We start from the raw sequence: 15,497 nt of genomic DNA on the forward strand, positions 1-15,497 counted from the left end.
TCAGGCCTTGTTGTAGGCGGCGCCGAGTTCGCCGAGGCCGATGAAGTCCATGATCTCGCCGTACCCGGTCGCTCCGTCGCAGGTCCAGCGGTGCAGGCTGTTGTGCCCGACGGTGCCCGGCCACGCCTGCCACGGGAACGTCGTCAGCGCTGAGCCGCGCAGTTCGAAGGTCTCGTCCCGGGAGTCGGTGACGCGCAGCTCGACGCGTTCGGGATAGAACCCGGAGCGCCACGTCGTCCCCTCGCCGGCCTTGAGGCCGTGGACCTCGCCGTGGTCGAGCACGTAGCCGTGGGTCAGCTGCAGCGGTCCGGGTGCGTCCGGGCCGGTGCCGGTGGTGAAGTCGAACAGCGCGTGCACGGCGAACTCGGGGGAGAAGTGCGCGTGCAGCCAGCTCAGCCGGGAGGTCTGCCGCTCGGCGCGGACGCCCCAGCTGTGGTCCATCGTGGACACGCAGTCGATGGGCAGCCGGTCGCCGCGCAGCGAGATCTCCCCTTCGACGCGGCCGGTGAGGTCGAAGTGCCCGGCGTAGGCGTGGCCCCAGGTGAGGTCCATGTCGCGGCCGGCGGCGAGCGGGTCCTGGCCGGGGTCGTTGATGTCGTAGGGCTCCATCAGCGCGGAGAACCGGAAGCGCAGGTCGAGCTGGGCGGCCGGGTCGGTGTAGGCGACGTCCCAGATCTGGTTGGGCTCGACGCAGTCGACGGTCAGGCCGTTGGCCAGCTCGTAGTGCAGCAGGTTGCCCGGTTTGGGCAGGGCCAGGTGCTCCCATGCGTCCCAGTAGTCGGCGGACCACGGCGTCGTCACGCGCTTGCTGTTGACCGACACTGTCGAACCGGCGACGCCGAGGGGCTCGCGGAAGAGGCCGTAGACGCCGATGTTCACCGGCGTCGCGGTGTCCTGGCCGGCGTAGAGGCCGAAGTAGTTGGTTTCGGCCCACAACGGGTCTTCGCTGGTCGGCGGGTGGAACTGTGCGTCTTCGGGACGGATCACCGGTGAACCCTCCTGGCCCTGGTGGTGCGGACAGTCGTGCCGAGCATCAAGAGCACCATCCCGTGCGGAACGCTCCCGGGCCAGGGAATGCGGAGACAGCGGGCCCCGGTGATGTTGTCCCGCGGGGATAGGGCCGCGACCACACTCTCGCTCTTACTGTCCTGGCTCACAGGCGGAGCGTTCACGTCGCGCCGCGATCCGCGCCAACGGAGGTGACCGGGCATGCAGCTCGCGACAGTGCTTGGTCAGGTCGTGGCGACCGTGAAGGAACCGAAGCTCGGCCTCTTCACGCTGCTGCTGGTGCAGGACGCTGTGGATGCCGATGTCACACAACCGGGCGGCGCGGTGTACGTGGCGGTCGACCAATCGGGTGCGGGAACCGGCGAGGTCGTGCTCGTCGCGCGTGGGGGCGCGGCCAGAGCCGCCGTCGGTCCCGACGTGCCCACGGACCGGGCAGTGGTGGCGATCGTCGACTCGGTCGTCCGCGCGGGAGAAGTCACGTACCAGAAGGCGTGACCGGAGCGAACACGGAAATCCAGGAGGAACGGATGGCTACAACGACGGCCGCCGGCGGCGGCGCGCCCGCGCTGCGCGGGGCGCTCGGCTTGATCGAAACCAAGGGCTTGGTCGGGGCGATCGAAGCCGCCGACGCGATGGTCAAGGCGGCCAACGTGCAGATTCTCGGCCACCGCGAAATCGGCGGCGGCCTGGTCACCGTGATGGTGCGCGGGGACGTCGGTGCGGTGAAGGCCGCCACCGACGCCGGCGCGGTCGCCGCGGGCAAGGCAGGCGAGGTCGTCTCGGTGCACGTGATCCCGCGTCCGCACGACGAGACCGAAGGGATCCTCGCGATCCTGACCCGCCCCAAGAGCTGAGAGGGGTCCGCCCATGACCGCCTCACTGGACGCCGACCTGGCCGGTCTGGCCGATGTCCGGGCCAAGGCCCGGGCCGCGCGACGCGCGTTCGACCAGCTTGAGGGCACCGACCAGGAGACCCTCGACCGTTACGTGCGGGCGATGGCGCTGGCCGGTACCGCAGCGGCCGAGGAACTGGCCAGGCTGGCTGTGGACGAGACCGGCTACGGGGTCTACGAGCACAAGATCTACAAGAACCGGTACAACACCGGATTCGTCGCCAAGTGGATGCTCGAGCGCCGCGCGGTCGGCGTGCTCTGGGTCGACGAGCCGTCGCGGGTGACCGCGGTCGGCGTGCCGATGGGGGTGATCGCCGGCATCATCCCGGTCACCAATCCCACCTCCACGGCGCTGTTCAAGAGCTTGGCCGCGGTCAAGTCCGGCAACGCGATCGTGCAAGCCCCGCACCCCCGCGCGGCCAAGTGCACGCTGCGTGCGGCCGAGATCATGGCCGAGGCCGCGGTCGCGGCCGGTGCTCCGGACGGGCTCGTCTCGTGTCTGGAGAACCCCACTCTCCCGGCCACCGCCGAGCTCATGAGCCGGCCGGAGATCGCTCTCGTGATGGCCACCGGCGGGCCTGGCATGGTCCGCGCGGCCTACTCCAGCGGAAAGCCGACCATCGCCGTCGGAGCGGGCAACGTGCCGGCCTATGTCGGAGCGAGCGCGGCCGACGTCGGCGAGGCCGCCGAAATGATCATCACGTCGAAGTCGTTCGACAACGGCACCGCGTGCGTGGCCGAGCAGTCGGTGGTGGTCGTCGAGGCCGTGGCGCCGGAGTTTTCCCGGGAGTTCCAGTCCCGGGGAGCGGTGTTCCTGGACGCCGGGCAGCAAGACGCGCTCGCTCGCGTCCTGTTCGACGAGCGCGGCGGGCTGCGGCCCGCCGCGGTCGGGCAGACCGCCGCCCGGCTCGCCGAGCTGGCCGGCTTCGGTGTGCCGGCCGGGACCCGGGTGCTGGCCGCACAGCTCGACAAGGTCGGCGAGGACGTTCTGCTCTCCCGCGAGATCCTGGGGCCGGTGCTGTCGGTCTACCGGGTCCGGGACGCCGCGGAGGGACGGCGGCGCTGCCGGGAGATCCTCGCGCTCGGCGGCGAAGGCCACACGTGCGCCGTCCACGCGCAAGATCCGGCCGAGATCGCGCCGTTCGGGACGCTGCCCGCGGGCCGGATCGTGATCAACACCCCGGCGTTGTTCGGCGGGATGGGCTACTCCACCGACGTCGACCCGTCCTTCCAGCTGGGCACCGGCACATGGAGCGGTTCGATCTGCTCGGACAACGTCACCCCGCTGCACCTGATCAACATCAAGCGGATCGCCCACGAGGTGCGCCCCTGGCGGACCGTGTACGACCCGGTGGAGCTGTGATGCCGGCGGTCGCCAACACCTCGGGCTCTGTGGTCGAGCTGCTGCGGGCGGGCGCGCGGTGTGCTGCCCGGCCGCCCGCGGAGGTCTCGGCGGACACCCTGCGGGTCGGTGTCGACCTCGGCACGGCGAGTTGCGTGCTCGTCGTGCTCGACGGCGACGACCAGCCGGTCTGGGTGGACAGCTACCCCTCCGGCGCGCTGCGCGACGGTGTCGTGGTCGATTTCGCCCGTGCCGCGGAGACGGTCCGGCGGTTGAAGGGCCGTGCCGAGGGAGTCCTCGGCACGGCGCTGACCTCGACCGCGACCGCGTACCCGCCGTGCATCCCCGAGAAGGACGCGAAGGCCTGCACCTACGTCTGCGAGGCCGCCGGATTCGAGGACGCGGTACTGGTGGACGAGGTCACGGCCGCCCAGCGGACCCTTGAGGTGTCCGACGGGGTGGTCGTCGACGTCGGCGGCGGATCGACCGGGACCGGGGTGTTCCGCGGCGGCGAGCTGGTCGCGCTCGACGACCGGGCCGGCGGCGGTCACCACCTCGACCTGATGCTCGCCGGCGCCCTGGCGGTCAGCGTCGAGGACGCCGAAGCGTACAAGCGGGAAAACCCGGAAAAGGCGCTGCCGATCCTCGTGCCCGGCCTGCAGCGGATCGCCGAATCGGTGCGGGCGATGACCGCAGGCGCCGAGGAACTCCCGCTGTACCTGGCGGGTGGCGCCCTGATGATCGCCGGCGCGGGAGACGTGCTGGCCAAGTACCTGGAAAGGCCGGTCATGACCTATCCGCACGCCCTGCTCATCACCCCGCTCGGGATCGCGAGGTCGGCGGCATGAGCGGGCCCACACTGCGCACGTACGCGTTCGTCGACCGGATGCAGCCGCAATGCGCGGCACACATCGCCGCCACCAGCCCCGGCGACGTCCCCCTGGCCGGAATGGCCGAGCTCTATATCGAGATGGCGCCGGGCAACGAGGTGTTCCGCGCCGCGGACATCGCGCTCAAAGCCGCCGGGGTGCGCCCGGCGCTGCAGATCATCGAGCGCGAGTTCGGGCTGCTGGAGATCCACTCGGAGCAGCAGGCCGAGGTTCTCGCGTCCGGCCAGGCGATCCTGGACGAGCTGGGCATGACCGAGTCCGACCGGATCAAGCCGGCGATCGCCTCCACGCAGTTCATCACCAACGTGCACCCCTACCAGGCTCAGCTGCTCAACAAGTGGCGCAAGGGCAGCATGCTGCTGCCCGGGCAGAGCCTGTTCGTCATGGAGGTCGCGCCGGCCGCCTACATCTCGGTCGCCGCCAACGAGGCGGAGAAGGCCGCGGCGATCACCGTCATCGAACTGCGCGCCGTCGGCCGGTTCGGCCGGATGTTCCTGTCCGGCAGCGAAAGCGAGGTGCAGACGGCCCGGGACGCGGCGGTCGCCGCGCTTGAGGACATGCACGGCAGGGAGGACAAGCGATGAAGGTCTGGGGAGCGGGCGACGTCGACGCCGCGAGCGCGGGCACCCTGCGGGTGGGGCAGCAGGACCTCGTGACCCCGCTCGCGCGGGAACGGGCTCGCGAGCTCGGGATCGACATCGTCCTGGCCGCGCCGAATCCACCGGCGCCGCCGGTGTCACCCCCACCGGCGGCTCCACCGTCCCGGAACGCACCGCCCGCCGCCCGCCCTCCCTCGGGCAGGGGATCGGTGCCGGCGATGCGGCCGCCGTCCGGCGCGCTGTTCCGTCGCGGCGCCCCGCTGCCGCAGGGCCTGGCCGCCGGCGGGGGAGGCACCGGCCGGGTGATCGTGGTCGGCGCCGGGCACGTCGGGATGATCACCGCGCTGCGGCTCGCCGGCGCGGACCTGTTCGACGAGATCGTGCTCGTGGACATCGACGAGGGCCGTGCGGCCGGCGTCGCGCTCGACCTGGCCCACACCGCCGCGCTCGGCTGCTTCGCCACGCGGGTGCGCGGGACGGGCGCCGTCGAGGACGCCGGTCCGGCCGATTACGTCGTGATCACCGCCGGTCGCCCGCGCCAGCCCGGCATGAGCCGCTCCGACCTGGTCAGCACGAACGCCGCCATCGTCGGCGATCTCGCCCAGCGAGTCGCGCGAACTTCGCCGGACGCGGTCATCGTCGTGGTCACCAACCCCCTCGACGAGATGACCCAGCACGCCTGGCGGTCTTCCGGCTTCCCGGCCGAACGCGTCGTCGGCATGGCCGGCGTCCTCGACACCGCTCGCTTCCAGGCGCTGTCCGCCCTCGCGGGCGCGGGCCGCGCGGACGGCATCGACGCCGTCGCGCTCGGGAGCCACGGCGAAGAGATGGTCATCCCGCTCTCGCAGGCACGCAGCGGTGCCCGGCCGCTGACCGAGCTGGTCGACCGCGCCGCCCTGGACGCGGTTGTCGACCGCTCGCGCGGCTCCGGAGCCGAAGTCGTCGGCCTGCTCAAGACCGGCAGCGCGTTCATGGCGCCGGGCATGTCGGCCGCCCGGATGGTGCTGGCGATGGCCCGCGACACCGGCGAGGTGATGCCCGCCGCCGTGCTGGCCGACGGCACTTACGGCATTCGCGATGTCTACGTCGGCCTGCCGGTCAGGCTCGGCCGCGGCGGAGTGCGGGAGATCGTCGAACTCGACCTGACGCCGGACGAGCTGAGCGCGCTGCGCGACGCCGCCACGCGGATCAAGGACCGGCTCCGCCAGCTCGCCGCGGTGTCCTGATGCGGGCCGTCGTCTACGCCGGGCTCGGCCGGGTCGAGGTCACCGACGTGCCCGATCCGGTCCTGAAGGACCCGGCCGACGCGATCGTGCAGGTCGAGCGTGCCGCGGTATGCGGCACCGACCTGCACCTGATCGCCGACGGCGAGCATCTTCCGGCTGGGTTCGTGCTCGGCCACGAGTTCACCGGCCGCGTCGTGGACGCCGGCGCGGGCGTGTCCGCACACCGTGTCGGCGACCGGGTGGCCGGCGGCGACTTCACCGCGTGCGGAACGTGCTGGTGGTGTCGTCGCGGCGACCATTGGGAGTGCCCGCGACGGCAGTTCTTCGGCACCGGGACCTCGTTCGGGCCGGAGCTGGCCGGAGCACAAGCCCAGCTGGTCCGCGTCCCCTTCGCTGACGCTGCGCTGCGTCCGGTTCCCGAAGAGATCAGTGCCGACGCCGCGGTCTTCCTCGGCGACACCCTCGCCACCGCGCACGCGGCGGTCCAGCGCGCCGGGCTGCGCCCGGGAGACACCACCGTGGTCGTCGGGGGCGGCCCGGTCGGGCAGCTGACCAGCCTCGCCGCGCAGGCATGCGGTGCCGGAACCGTGGTTCTCGTCGAACCCGTCGAAGCGCGACGCGCGGCCGCGGCCGCCGAGGGGGCGCTCACCGCGGCCCCGGAGAATGCCCGTGAACTGGTGGAACGGGTGACCGCGGGCCGGGGTGCCGACGTAGTCGTCGACGCCATCGGCGGCGCTCCCGGTCTCGACACCGCGTTCGGGCTCGTCCGCCGCCGGGGCACCATCGTCTCCGTCGGGCTGCCCGCGAAGAGCTGGCCCTTGCCGGCCGGCCAGGCGTTCGCCGACGAGCTGACCTTGCGGTTCGTCATCGGTGACTTCCTGCGAGACGGCGACGACATCCTCGCCCTCGTCCGGGCCGGCGCCATCGATCCCGCGGTGGTCGCCTCGGCGACGGTTCTCCTCGCCGACGCGCCCGACGCGTACCGGCAAATGGCCGAACGACGTACGCTCAAGGCATTGATCAGGCTGTAAAGCTTGGAGGTAACGGCAATGACGCCGTCACGTGCGGAGAAACGGATCGCCGTTGCCGACGCGACCGGCGCTCTCCGCGCTCTGCTGACCAAGCCCGCGACGACCAGTTCGCTCGCCGCCCCCGCCCTTGCCAAAGCAGCATCGGCCGCCCTCGGCGCGGACGTGGCGGTCATGACGGGCGACTGCCTGCTCGCCGGTCCCGCACCCGCCGGTCCGGGCGGGCAGCGGGTCGACTGCGCGAACGCCACCCTGCGCTGGTGCTCCCCGCAGCAGCCGTCGAGTGCGGTGACCACGCTGCTGCGCCAGGGTTGCGCCTGGCTGGCCGCCGCCCTGGCCATCGACGCGGTCCGGGAGCAAGCCCAGCAAGCCGGGGAGGAGATGAACGCCCTTCGCGACGTCGTCGGGCAGCTCCTCACGGTGCGCGACCTCGACCAGGTGCTGCTGTCGATCGCCGATCGCACCCTGCACCTGCTCGAATCCGACATCTGCGGGGTCATGCTCGTCGACGGCGACGAAGTCGCGATGAAGTCCTGCGTCGGCAACCGGGCCGTCGAGACGGCCCGGTTGCGCATGTCCCGCGGCCAAGGAGTCGCCGGCCTGGTTTTCCTCACCGGCGAACCGTCGAAGGTCGACGACTACCTGGCCGACGAGACGATCAGCCACGACTTCATGTCTTTGGCCGAGAAGGAGGAGACGCTCTCCGCCCTCGCTGTCCCGCTGCGTTTGCAGGGCGAGTTCATCGGCGTCCTCGAGGTGTGGCGCCGCCGCCCGTCGGTCTTCACCGACCGGGACGTGCAGCGCATGGTCACCCTCGCCGACTTCGTGACGATCACGATCGACAACGCCCGGCTGAACGACCGGCAGGCGAACGCCGTCGAACAGCTCAAGGAGACCCGGGACGCCCTTGAACGGCAGGTCTCGGTGCTGAAGCGCTCGTCCAGCCTGCAGCAGAAGCTGCTCGCGACCGTGCTCTCCGGCGTCGGTCTCCCGGCCATCGCCCGCACGGTCGCGACCGAGCTCGACTGCCGGATCGGCATCTACGGACCCGAAGGCAACCTTGTCGCCGCCTGCGGCGGCCGCAGCCTGACCAGCAAGCTGCCGGCGACCGCGGCCACCAGGACGACCCCGGGCCGCCACCGGGTAACGCTCACCGACGGCAGCACGGCCACGGCCTGGTTGCAGCCGATCTACGCCGACGGCGACCAGGTCGGTTCGGCCGCCATCATCCCGGCCGAGCATTCGGCCGAAATGATGGACGTCATCGTCGGCCAGGTCGCGATGGCGTGCTCTCTCACGCTGCTGCGCGAGCACGCCGCCAGCCGTGCCCGCGCCGAGGAACTCGAACAGCTGCTGTGGGACCTGCTCCAGGGGTCGGTCGAACACCGCATCGCCGCGCGAACTCGCGCCAAGCAGCTCAACGTCGCATTGCGCGGGCAGCTCCGCGTCCTCTACGGACGCATCGACAATCTGGAGGAAATCGCGGCCGAGAGCGGCTGGGACACCTCGCAAACGGACCGCGTCCGCCGTGAAGTGCTGCGGAGATTCCGCGCGGTCGACACCCATCACGTGGTCGCCCTGTCGGCATTGCGGGGAAACCTGATCACCGGCATCGCCGTGAACGTCGACCGGACCGCGGTCAAAGACCTGGTCGGCGAGCTCGCCACTGCCCTCCGAGGGGACTGGCCGGAGCTGCGCGCGACCTGGGGAGCGAGCCGGGCGCACGAAGACGTGGTCGATCTCCCGAGCGCTTTGAACGAGGCGAAGACCGCGCTGGCCGCGGCACGCCGCCTCGGTGGCGAGAACGCGTTTCTCTACGAAGAACTCGGTATCGTCCGGCTCCTGCTCGGCTCCGGCGACGACCCCGACCTGCAGACGTTCGTCGACGAACTCACGGGCCCGCTCGTCGCCTACGACCGCGAGAACAACGGCGCACTCGTACGCACGCTGCGGGCCTTCTTCGACGCGAACTGCTCTCAGCGAGTCGCCGCCGAGCGCCTGTTCGTCCACTACAAGACGCTGCGCTATCGCCTGGAGCAGATCAAGCAGCTCACCGGGCTCGACCTCGCCCGCCACGAGGACCGCGTGCGCGCCGACTTCGCGCTGCGCCTGCTGCAGGTCACCCGCCCGCTGGAGGACCCCGAAGACGCCGCCGCGGGCTAGGAGCCGAGCCCGGTCACGGCCTGGCCGATGACACCCTCGGTCTCGCCGTGCGGGCGCGGGATGACGTGCGAGGCGTACAGTTCGCCCACCGCTCCGGCGGCCGCGCTCCCAGCGTCGACAGCGGCCTTGACGGCACCCACGTCACCACGCACGAGCACGGCGACCTGCCCGTTGCGGAGTGTGCGGTAGCCCTCGAGTTCGACGTTGGCGCTCTTGACCATCGCGTCGGCCGCTTCGATCGCGCCGACCAGCCCCTTGGTCTCGATCAAACCCAGCGCGCCGGACCGCACGGTCTCTGCCATTTCGACTCCTCATCGCGTCGATGTTCCTGCCTTCACGGTAGAGACGCGGGCAGCGAGCCGCGTTGTCCCGGCCGGATAACTGACTCCCGCCGAATTGTCGGCACGAACGCATGCGGTAGTGGTGCTCGTCAGCGCGTTGCGGAGCCCCGCCTGGCGAGACTGCCCCGTCGGACGTATGTGAGGGGGTCCCTGAGGGACTCAGACTCCCTCAGGGACCCCCTCACATACCTCAGCGGGAGCGGAGCGAGCCACGCGACCCGGCGGTGCCGAAGAATTGCTGTGGGCGATCGATCGCGCTCCAGGCGTGCACTACCCGGTCCTGATCCCCAACCCGCGCGGCTTGGAGCGTTGAGGCTTCGCTCCTCGCAGTGCGGTTCGGCCACGCGGCCCCGAGCGGGTCCCGGACGTTGCCGGAAGCGGATGTAAACGGCCGTCCGGTCTGGTGGTTACGTGCCGAAACGTGCCGGTGATCTGAGCGGTGCCCGGCGGAAATGCGGTGTTTCTAGCGTCCTGCGTCGTGAACGCACGTCTGTATGCACACGCGGAGGTGCCCTGGGCTGACGGCGGAGTGGCGAGGCGAGAACCGATGCGCCCGCTGCTGCGCGAGGAACTGATGGACGGCCGGTTCTCGCCGCGGGAAGCGCTCGCGCGGCTGTCGGTGGAACGCCGGGACAGCGGATTTCGCGACCGTGCCGGAACTGTGCGTGCGGGTCGTTCCGGAGCCGCACGGCATCGAGCGGGCGATGGGAACCCGGATGTCCGGCAGGATCCGGAGATCCGATCCGCCGAGGTGGCGCACGGGCATCGGATGCGGCCGGTGGCACCAGATCCGGATCGTGCTGGACGAGGAGTTTCACGTCGCGCCAGCGCGGCCGCAGGGTGCGCAGGCACGTCGATGGCCGCTGGCGACGACCTCGCCCGCCGACGTCTTCTGAACCCGTCCTGTCGTTCGAGGAGCGCATGATCATGACTGTCGACGATGTCGCGGTAGGCAAGGAAAAACGGACTGGCCTCGGGGCGTCCAAGGAGACGCTGGAGGACTACACGCTGCGGTTCGCCCCTCGCACGTACCGGCGGTGGACTCCGGCGGTCGTCGGTGCTTCGGCACTGGGCGGGATCGCTTACCTGGCGGACTTTTCGATCGGCGCCGGCATCGGCCTGGCGCACGGCACCGCGAACGCGCTGCTGGCGATCGGGGTCGCCGCGGCGGTCATTTTCGTCACCGGGATCCCGCTGGCCTATTACGGCGCCCGCTACAACATCGACCTCGACCTGATCACCCGCGGGTCCGGATTCGGTTACTGCGGATCGGTGCTCACCAGCGTGATTTTCGCCAGTTTCACGTTCATCTTCTTCGCCACCGAAGGGTCCATCATGGCCCAGGGCCTGCGGTTCGCGGTGGGTCTTCCGCTGTGGCTGGGCTATCTGGTGTCCACTGTGGTCATCATCCCGCTGGTGGTCTACGGGATGAAGGCGCTGGCGAAGCTGCAGAGCTGGACCAATCCGCTCTGGCTGCTGCTGATGGTCGCGCCGCTGGTGTTCCTGATCGTCAAGGATCCCGGTTCGGTGCGGCGGTGGCTGTCGTTCGAGGGAACCGGCGGTTCCGGGGTGAACACGGCCGCGGTGCTGCTGGGCGCGGGCGTGTGCCTGTCGCTGATGGGCCAGATCGGCGAGCAGATCGACTACCTGCGGTTCATGCCGCCGCGCACCGCGGAGAACAAGCGGGCCTGGTGGGCTTCGGTGCTTCTGGCCGGGCCGGGCTGGGTCGTGTTCGGCGCGGTCAAGCAGGCGATCGGCGTGTTCATGGCGGTCTACGTCCTGGACGTAGCCGGCGCGGCGGCGGCGGTGGAGCCGATCGAGCAGTTCACCGGGGTGTTCAAGCAGCTGATGCCGCCGTGGCTGGTGGTGCCGCTGGCGCTGGTGCTGGTCGTGCTGAGCCAGGTGAAGATCAACGTCACCAACGCCTACTCCGGTTCGCTGGCCTGGACGAACTCCTTCACCCGGGTCGCCAGGCGATACCCGGGACGGCTGGTGTTCGTGTGCGTGAACCTGGCGTTCTCGCTGGTGCTGATGGAAGCGGACATGTTCAGCTTCCTCAACAGCGTCCTCAGCTTCTACGCCAACTGCGCGATGGCGTGGGTGGTCACCGTGGCCGCCGACATCGCGGTCAACAAATTCCTGCTGAAGCTCTCGCCGAAGCAGCCGGAGTTCCGGCGCGGCATGCTTTTCGCGGTCAATCCGGTCGGGGTGGTGTCGTTCCTGGCTTCGTCGATCCTGTCGATCGCCGTCTACTTCGGACTGTTCGGCGCGGCGTGGCGGCCGTACTCGCCGCTGGTGGCCGTCGTCGTCGCGGCGGTGCTGACGCCGCTCATGGCGATCGTGACCCGGGGACGGTTCTACTTGCGCCGCACCGACGACGGCATCGCCGCGCCGATGCTGGACGCCGAGGGCAACCCGAGCGGATCGCGCTACGACTGCGTGGTGTGCGGCGAATCCTACGAGCGGCCGGACATGGCCGCGAGCGCCGCAGGCGGCACGATCTGCTCCCTGTGCCTGAGCACCGACCGCGACGGCGTCCACGTCCTGCCCGCGCAGAACCGATGAAGGGAACGGAACCCGTATTCGACACCGCTCTGGTCACCAGCCGGGGCGGGATCGCCCGCTGTTCCTTCGCCGCAGTCTTCGAAGCGGAGGAGATGGAGGCGCTGCTCAACGCGCCGCGGGCTTCGCGGAGAAAAGCTCGCGGCACGACGGTGATCGGGATCATCCGTCGCGAGGTCCTCGACCACACCGACCTTGCCCAACTCAGGCGTTGCAACCACTGCCAGCGCCCGCGCGAGAACGGGCGGGTCTTCTGACGTGCATCCGGCGCGGTGGTCGTTCGCGCGCGGACCGGACGACAGCTGCGTTGTCCTGGCTCCCCGGTCCCTCCGGACGGGAAGCCTTCTCCGAACCCGGAGGGAAGACACCGTGCGGCGGTGTCAGCCCGGTCCCTCGCTCGCGGCGGCCAGCAACGGCACCACTACATCGCTGATCGGCGTCGGGACGCGGTGCGCCCTGCCTCGCCGGGAGACGACGCCGTTGCGGACGTCCCATTCGAGCGGCCGGTCCGCTTCCCGGTCGGCGAGGATGGAGGTGCCCAGGTCGGCCGGGTAGCCGTGGAAGCTTTCGAGGATCTCTCGCGGTACTTCGTCGCTCAGCACGGCGCCTTCGGCGCGGGCCACCGCGAGACATTCCCGCAGATATGCCAGCGACAGCCGGGAGATGTCGGCGCGGCCGAACATTCCGGCCCGGCGTCCGCTGAGGACCATCAGCCCCGCGACCGCGTTCTGCAGCAGTTTGCGCCACGCCACGGAAAGGAAGTCCGCGGCCAGTTCGATGGAGCACTGAGTGCCGCTCAGCGCTTCGCGAACGGTGCGGGACGCCGGTGCGTCCGGCAGGGTCAGGCGGGCCTCGCCGCGCAGCCGCACCGTGCCGTCGGGCTGGGCCTCGGCAGGGAACCACACGACAGCGGGCAGGACGGGACAACCAGGCACGAAGGGCGCCACGGCCGCTTCCTGTTCGACGCCGTTCTGCAGAACGCAGACGACCGTGTCGGGGCGGCACAGCGCCGCCAGCCAGGGGGCCGAGGCGCGGACTTGAGTCGATTTGACCGCCAGGAAGACAAGATCGACGGTGCCGGCGGCCTGGGCCGGGTCGGTGTGCACCGGGCCCGGCACGAGAACGCGGCCACGGTCGTCCCGCAGTTCGAGGGACGCCCGTGGCGTGCGGCCGCAGAGCTTCGGCGTGCGGCCCGCCTGATGCAGCGCGGCCGCGACGGTGGTGCCGATCGCGCCCGGGCCTACGATCGCGACTGCTGGGTGTCCGGAGGTATCCGTCGCTTCTGGACGGCCGGTCTGGGCCATGGCGGCCAGGCTACCCCGTCCGCGCGAACCTGGGATGCCGCGCGGGCCAAGGAAGAAGGAAACCGGGCACCGTCGGAGACCGCGGATTTCCTGTTTCACCGGCGATGGACCGGCGGCCGACGGTCCTGCGGCTCCGCGCTGATGCGCGGGCCTGGCAGGACACGAGCGGCCGAACTCGTCAGGGCCCAGCACGTTCTTCACTGCTTCGGTCCGGCGCTACGCCGGGTTCGACGAGATCCTCATGCCGGACTGCCGCTGCCCAAAGCAAGGTCCGCCGGTCTCGGGAGGTGTCACTGGAACAGGCACAGCGCTCCGCCACGGCCGGATTTCGCATCGCGCCGTATGTTCTCGGCAACGGTCACAGTCTGTGCTGCCGTGAGCAGCGGTTTGCTTCCGCGGTCCGGAACGCGACGCGGGCTCGGTTCGTCGCGCGTGCGATGCCCGGCGCGGCGGTCGACCGCGGCGACGCCTAGGGCGGCTCGCACCCGTCCGACCAGTCGAGGGATCGGGGCGGCCACGGAGACCGCCGCCGATGGTCATTCCTCGTCGGAGTACGCGGCACCCCTTCGGCGTACTTCCTGGAGGACCGCGGCGAGCCTGCCGGGCTGGTGAGCAGGTCACGGCCCGAGAACGCCAGGATCGCCCTGCCGGCACCGGTGGCGTGCGGGGGAAGGCGACCGCCGAGGCGGGTCATGGTGGGGACGGCTTTCGTGCCGGAGATTTTTTCGGTGCGCAGTGCTTCGGTGCCGTCCAGGGCGGTCAGCTGGATGTTTCCTGGGAGGTCGTGCAGGCAGGGGAGTCGCATTGGCGCGAGGCCAGGGCAGCGGCCGTCGTCGAGCCGTTCCAGCCCGACCCAGGCCCGGAGTTCGGCAATCAGGCGGCGGGCGGTCCGCTGCGCGTGGCCACCTCGGCGAGCGAGAGCGCCGGATGGGCGACGTCGAAGCAGGCTGGGAATTCTGCCGCTGAGCCCCAACCGGCGCTGGCCCCGTGCCGCGTTCAGGACCGCCGGGACGGAACAACCGGGCTCGACGGAGGAAGATCATGGAAGACCGGCTCGCGCTGCGGGAACCGACCGAGAACTGGGCGCTGTGGCGGGACGCCGGCGACTGGGTCTGGCACCCGGTCGAGGGCTGGATGACCGCGACGTGGTTCCAGGGCCCGGCGAAAGCAAGGCCGGCTTCGAGCGCGGGGCCGGCATTCTGCACTTCCTCGGCGGGCGCGCCGCCGACGTCCGCGGCGAGCGAGCCGTCGCCCAGACGAAGATGACGATCGACCAGCGGGCCATTGTGGACGGTGTCGAGGTCGACGTGGTCTGCACCGGGCGGTTCTACGACTTCTGCGCCCGGCGCGAAGGGGACTGGAAGATCGCGCGCCGTCAGCCGATCTGCGAGCAGGACCGGCTCGACCCCGAGCTGCTCGGCCGCTTCCCGGCTGGTTACCGTCACCTCGGCTGCCTGGAGGGTGCCGGGTGGCTGGCCGGTTCGGCCACCGCCGGCGGGCTACGCTGAAGGGGTTCCGTCGGCGACGTCCTGGCTGGCCGGACGACCCCGCCACGCAGTAGCGCGTCGGCCGCCTGGCTGCTGCGCCACCGGCGGTTCGTGCGCGCCCCGTACCGTGCCCGGCTCGGTTTCCTTCTCGGACACGTCGGCCGCGAGACCGGAGCCCGGGGCTATGCAGTGCTGGAGGTCATCGGGCATCCGGACCGGGACATCTACGTCGCGCAGTGGTACCGCAGCCTCGTCGCCGAGCCGTGGGTGCGGGTGGACAGCGGCGCTTCAGGGTTATGTGCGCAAGCATCCGGGCGCGTGGCGCGAGTTCAAGACGGTTCTCGAAAACGCTCCCGGCACGGCGAGCAGCGGCCATCGGCGCCGAGCCGCCGATGGCCGAGCTGCGCTTGGACGGTGCGGGATCGCGAAAGCGGCGCGGGGATCGCGGGCTCGGCCGCCGCGCAATGTCCGGCCCCGGCGCGGCTGGGAAGTCGTGGCCTCGAACGCGCCTCGGCTCCGCGCCCGCCGGGGTATCCGCTCGGCTTCCCAGAGCCTGGCCGCGACGCCGCGGAAGCGGTGGGCATTCTCCCTCGGCTGCGGAAACCCGGGGTTCCGGTAGCCTGACGAGTGCTGTTCACGAAGTGAACAGCCAGA

General features: G+C 70.8%; 17 protein-coding genes. 13 read left to right on the plus strand and 4 right to left on the minus strand.

The features are described 5' to 3' along the window. Window positions 1–987 (minus strand): DUF7064 domain-containing protein, encoded by a 987-nt coding sequence (locus tag BM362_RS29130; RefSeq protein ID WP_093575290.1) that lies wholly within the window; start codon window positions 985–987, stop codon window positions 1–3. A gap of 222 nt (window positions 988–1,209) precedes the next feature. Between BM362_RS29130 and BM362_RS29135 the strand changes: the two genes are divergently transcribed. The 8 genes from BM362_RS29135 to BM362_RS29170 are packed head-to-tail and all read left to right on the plus strand — an operon-like array spanning window position 1,210 to window position 9,149. Next, window positions 1,210–1,503: a EutN/CcmL family microcompartment protein gene (locus BM362_RS29135; RefSeq protein ID WP_067592425.1), complete on the plus strand. Its 294-nt coding sequence runs from the start codon at window positions 1,210–1,212 to the stop codon at window positions 1,501–1,503. A gap of 32 nt (window positions 1,504–1,535) precedes the next feature. Further along, window positions 1,536–1,862 (plus strand): BMC domain-containing protein, encoded by a 327-nt coding sequence (locus BM362_RS29140; protein WP_093575343.1) that lies wholly within the window; start codon window positions 1,536–1,538, stop codon window positions 1,860–1,862. Between the two features lie 13 nt (window positions 1,863–1,875). Next, the gene (locus BM362_RS29145; protein WP_067592423.1) at window positions 1,876–3,264 is read left to right on the plus strand and encodes an aldehyde dehydrogenase family protein; all 1,389 of its coding nucleotides are present in this window, start codon (window positions 1,876–1,878) and stop codon (window positions 3,262–3,264) included. Continuing rightward, complete coding sequence (gene eutJ, locus BM362_RS29150; RefSeq protein ID WP_093575291.1) at window positions 3,264–4,091, plus strand: ethanolamine utilization protein EutJ; 828 nt, start codon at window positions 3,264–3,266, stop codon at window positions 4,089–4,091. Before BM362_RS29145 ends, eutJ begins: the two co-directional genes overlap by 1 nt. Continuing rightward, window positions 4,088–4,717 (plus strand): BMC domain-containing protein, encoded by a 630-nt coding sequence (locus tag BM362_RS29155; RefSeq protein ID WP_067592421.1) that lies wholly within the window; start codon window positions 4,088–4,090, stop codon window positions 4,715–4,717. Before eutJ ends, BM362_RS29155 begins: the two co-directional genes overlap by 4 nt. After that, window positions 4,714–5,958: a malate dehydrogenase gene (locus BM362_RS29160; RefSeq protein WP_093575292.1), complete on the plus strand. Its 1,245-nt coding sequence runs from the start codon at window positions 4,714–4,716 to the stop codon at window positions 5,956–5,958. The genes BM362_RS29155 and BM362_RS29160 overlap by 4 nt, the downstream gene beginning before the upstream one ends. After that, window positions 5,958–6,989 (plus strand): alcohol dehydrogenase catalytic domain-containing protein, encoded by a 1,032-nt coding sequence (locus BM362_RS29165; RefSeq protein ID WP_067592418.1) that lies wholly within the window; start codon window positions 5,958–5,960, stop codon window positions 6,987–6,989. The genes BM362_RS29160 and BM362_RS29165 overlap by 1 nt, the downstream gene beginning before the upstream one ends. Window positions 6,990–7,007: 18 nt before the next feature. Continuing rightward, window positions 7,008–9,149 (plus strand): helix-turn-helix domain-containing protein, encoded by a 2,142-nt coding sequence (locus BM362_RS29170; protein ID WP_093575293.1) that lies wholly within the window; start codon window positions 7,008–7,010, stop codon window positions 9,147–9,149. Here BM362_RS29170 and BM362_RS29175 read toward each other — a convergent pair. Further along, the gene (locus BM362_RS29175; protein ID WP_067592412.1) at window positions 9,146–9,451 is read right to left on the minus strand and encodes a BMC domain-containing protein; all 306 of its coding nucleotides are present in this window, start codon (window positions 9,449–9,451) and stop codon (window positions 9,146–9,148) included. The two genes, BM362_RS29170 and BM362_RS29175, sit on opposite strands and share 4 nt — an antisense overlap. A gap of 689 nt (window positions 9,452–10,140) precedes the next feature. Between BM362_RS29175 and BM362_RS29180 the strand changes: the two genes are divergently transcribed. From BM362_RS29180 to BM362_RS29190, 3 genes are read left to right on the plus strand one after another with little or no spacing between them, the layout of a single operon-like run. Next, window positions 10,141–10,386 (plus strand): hypothetical protein, encoded by a 246-nt coding sequence (locus BM362_RS29180; protein ID WP_093575294.1) that lies wholly within the window; start codon window positions 10,141–10,143, stop codon window positions 10,384–10,386. A gap of 31 nt (window positions 10,387–10,417) precedes the next feature. Next, window positions 10,418–12,055 carry a purine-cytosine permease family protein gene (locus tag BM362_RS29185; RefSeq protein WP_093575344.1) on the plus strand — a complete coding sequence of 546 codons (1,638 nt, stop codon included), beginning with the start codon at window positions 10,418–10,420 and terminating at the stop codon, window positions 12,053–12,055. Continuing rightward, entirely contained in the window at window positions 12,052–12,309 is a 258-nt protein-coding gene (locus BM362_RS29190; protein ID WP_093575295.1) for a hypothetical protein, read from the plus strand. The genes BM362_RS29185 and BM362_RS29190 overlap by 4 nt, the downstream gene beginning before the upstream one ends. 123 nt (window positions 12,310–12,432) lie before the next feature. On the opposite strand, the gene BM362_RS29195 is transcribed toward BM362_RS29190, so the two are convergent. Then, the gene (locus tag BM362_RS29195) at window positions 12,433–13,356 is read right to left on the minus strand and encodes an oxidoreductase (RefSeq protein WP_093575296.1); all 924 of its coding nucleotides are present in this window, start codon (window positions 13,354–13,356) and stop codon (window positions 12,433–12,435) included. Window positions 13,357–13,825: 469 nt separating this feature from the next. Beyond that, complete coding sequence (locus BM362_RS46975; protein WP_143132506.1) at window positions 13,826–14,161, minus strand: IclR family transcriptional regulator domain-containing protein; 336 nt, start codon at window positions 14,159–14,161, stop codon at window positions 13,826–13,828. A gap of 340 nt (window positions 14,162–14,501) precedes the next feature. On the opposite strand from BM362_RS46975, the gene BM362_RS29205 reads away from it, so the two are divergent. Continuing rightward, on the plus strand, window positions 14,502–14,864 hold the full coding sequence (locus tag BM362_RS29205; RefSeq protein WP_067595654.1) for a nuclear transport factor 2 family protein: 363 nt from the start codon (window positions 14,502–14,504) through the stop codon (window positions 14,862–14,864). Window positions 14,865–14,954: 90 nt separating this feature from the next. Continuing rightward, window positions 14,955–15,467 (plus strand): hypothetical protein, encoded by a 513-nt coding sequence (locus tag BM362_RS49390; RefSeq protein WP_244287318.1) that lies wholly within the window; start codon window positions 14,955–14,957, stop codon window positions 15,465–15,467. Window positions 15,468–15,497 lie beyond the last annotated feature (30 nt).

The sequence above is a fragment of the Amycolatopsis rubida genome, from assembly GCF_900115345.1.
Lineage (GTDB): Bacteria > Actinomycetota > Actinomycetes > Mycobacteriales > Pseudonocardiaceae > Amycolatopsis > Amycolatopsis rubida.

What these genes read in the sequence shown, in the direction of transcription:
- BM362_RS29135 (WP_067592425.1), top strand. Translation starts at nt 1,210, where the DNA reads ATGCAGCTCGCGACAGTGCTTGGTCAGGTCGTGGCGACCGTGAAGGAA.
- BM362_RS29140 (WP_093575343.1), top strand. Translation starts at nt 1,536, where the DNA reads ATGGCTACAACGACGGCCGCCGGCGGCGGCGCGCCCGCGCTGCGCGGG.
- BM362_RS29145 (WP_067592423.1), top strand. Translation starts at nt 1,876, where the DNA reads ATGACCGCCTCACTGGACGCCGACCTGGCCGGTCTGGCCGATGTCCGG.
- eutJ (WP_093575291.1), top strand. Translation starts at nt 3,264, where the DNA reads ATGCCGGCGGTCGCCAACACCTCGGGCTCTGTGGTCGAGCTGCTGCGG.
- BM362_RS29155 (WP_067592421.1), top strand. Translation starts at nt 4,088, where the DNA reads ATGAGCGGGCCCACACTGCGCACGTACGCGTTCGTCGACCGGATGCAG.
- BM362_RS29160 (WP_093575292.1), top strand. Translation starts at nt 4,714, where the DNA reads ATGAAGGTCTGGGGAGCGGGCGACGTCGACGCCGCGAGCGCGGGCACC.
- BM362_RS29165 (WP_067592418.1), top strand. Translation starts at nt 5,958, where the DNA reads ATGCGGGCCGTCGTCTACGCCGGGCTCGGCCGGGTCGAGGTCACCGAC.
- BM362_RS29170 (WP_093575293.1), top strand. Translation starts at nt 7,008, where the DNA reads ATGACGCCGTCACGTGCGGAGAAACGGATCGCCGTTGCCGACGCGACC.
- BM362_RS29175 (WP_067592412.1), bottom strand. Translation starts at nt 9,451, where the DNA reads ATGGCAGAGACCGTGCGGTCCGGCGCGCTGGGTTTGATCGAGACCAAG.
- BM362_RS29185 (WP_093575344.1), top strand. Translation starts at nt 10,418, where the DNA reads ATGACTGTCGACGATGTCGCGGTAGGCAAGGAAAAACGGACTGGCCTC.
- BM362_RS29190 (WP_093575295.1), top strand. Translation starts at nt 12,052, where the DNA reads ATGAAGGGAACGGAACCCGTATTCGACACCGCTCTGGTCACCAGCCGG.
- BM362_RS29195 (WP_093575296.1), bottom strand. Translation starts at nt 13,356, where the DNA reads ATGGCCCAGACCGGCCGTCCAGAAGCGACGGATACCTCCGGACACCCA.
- BM362_RS46975 (WP_143132506.1), bottom strand. Translation starts at nt 14,161, where the DNA reads ATGCGACTCCCCTGCCTGCACGACCTCCCAGGAAACATCCAGCTGACC.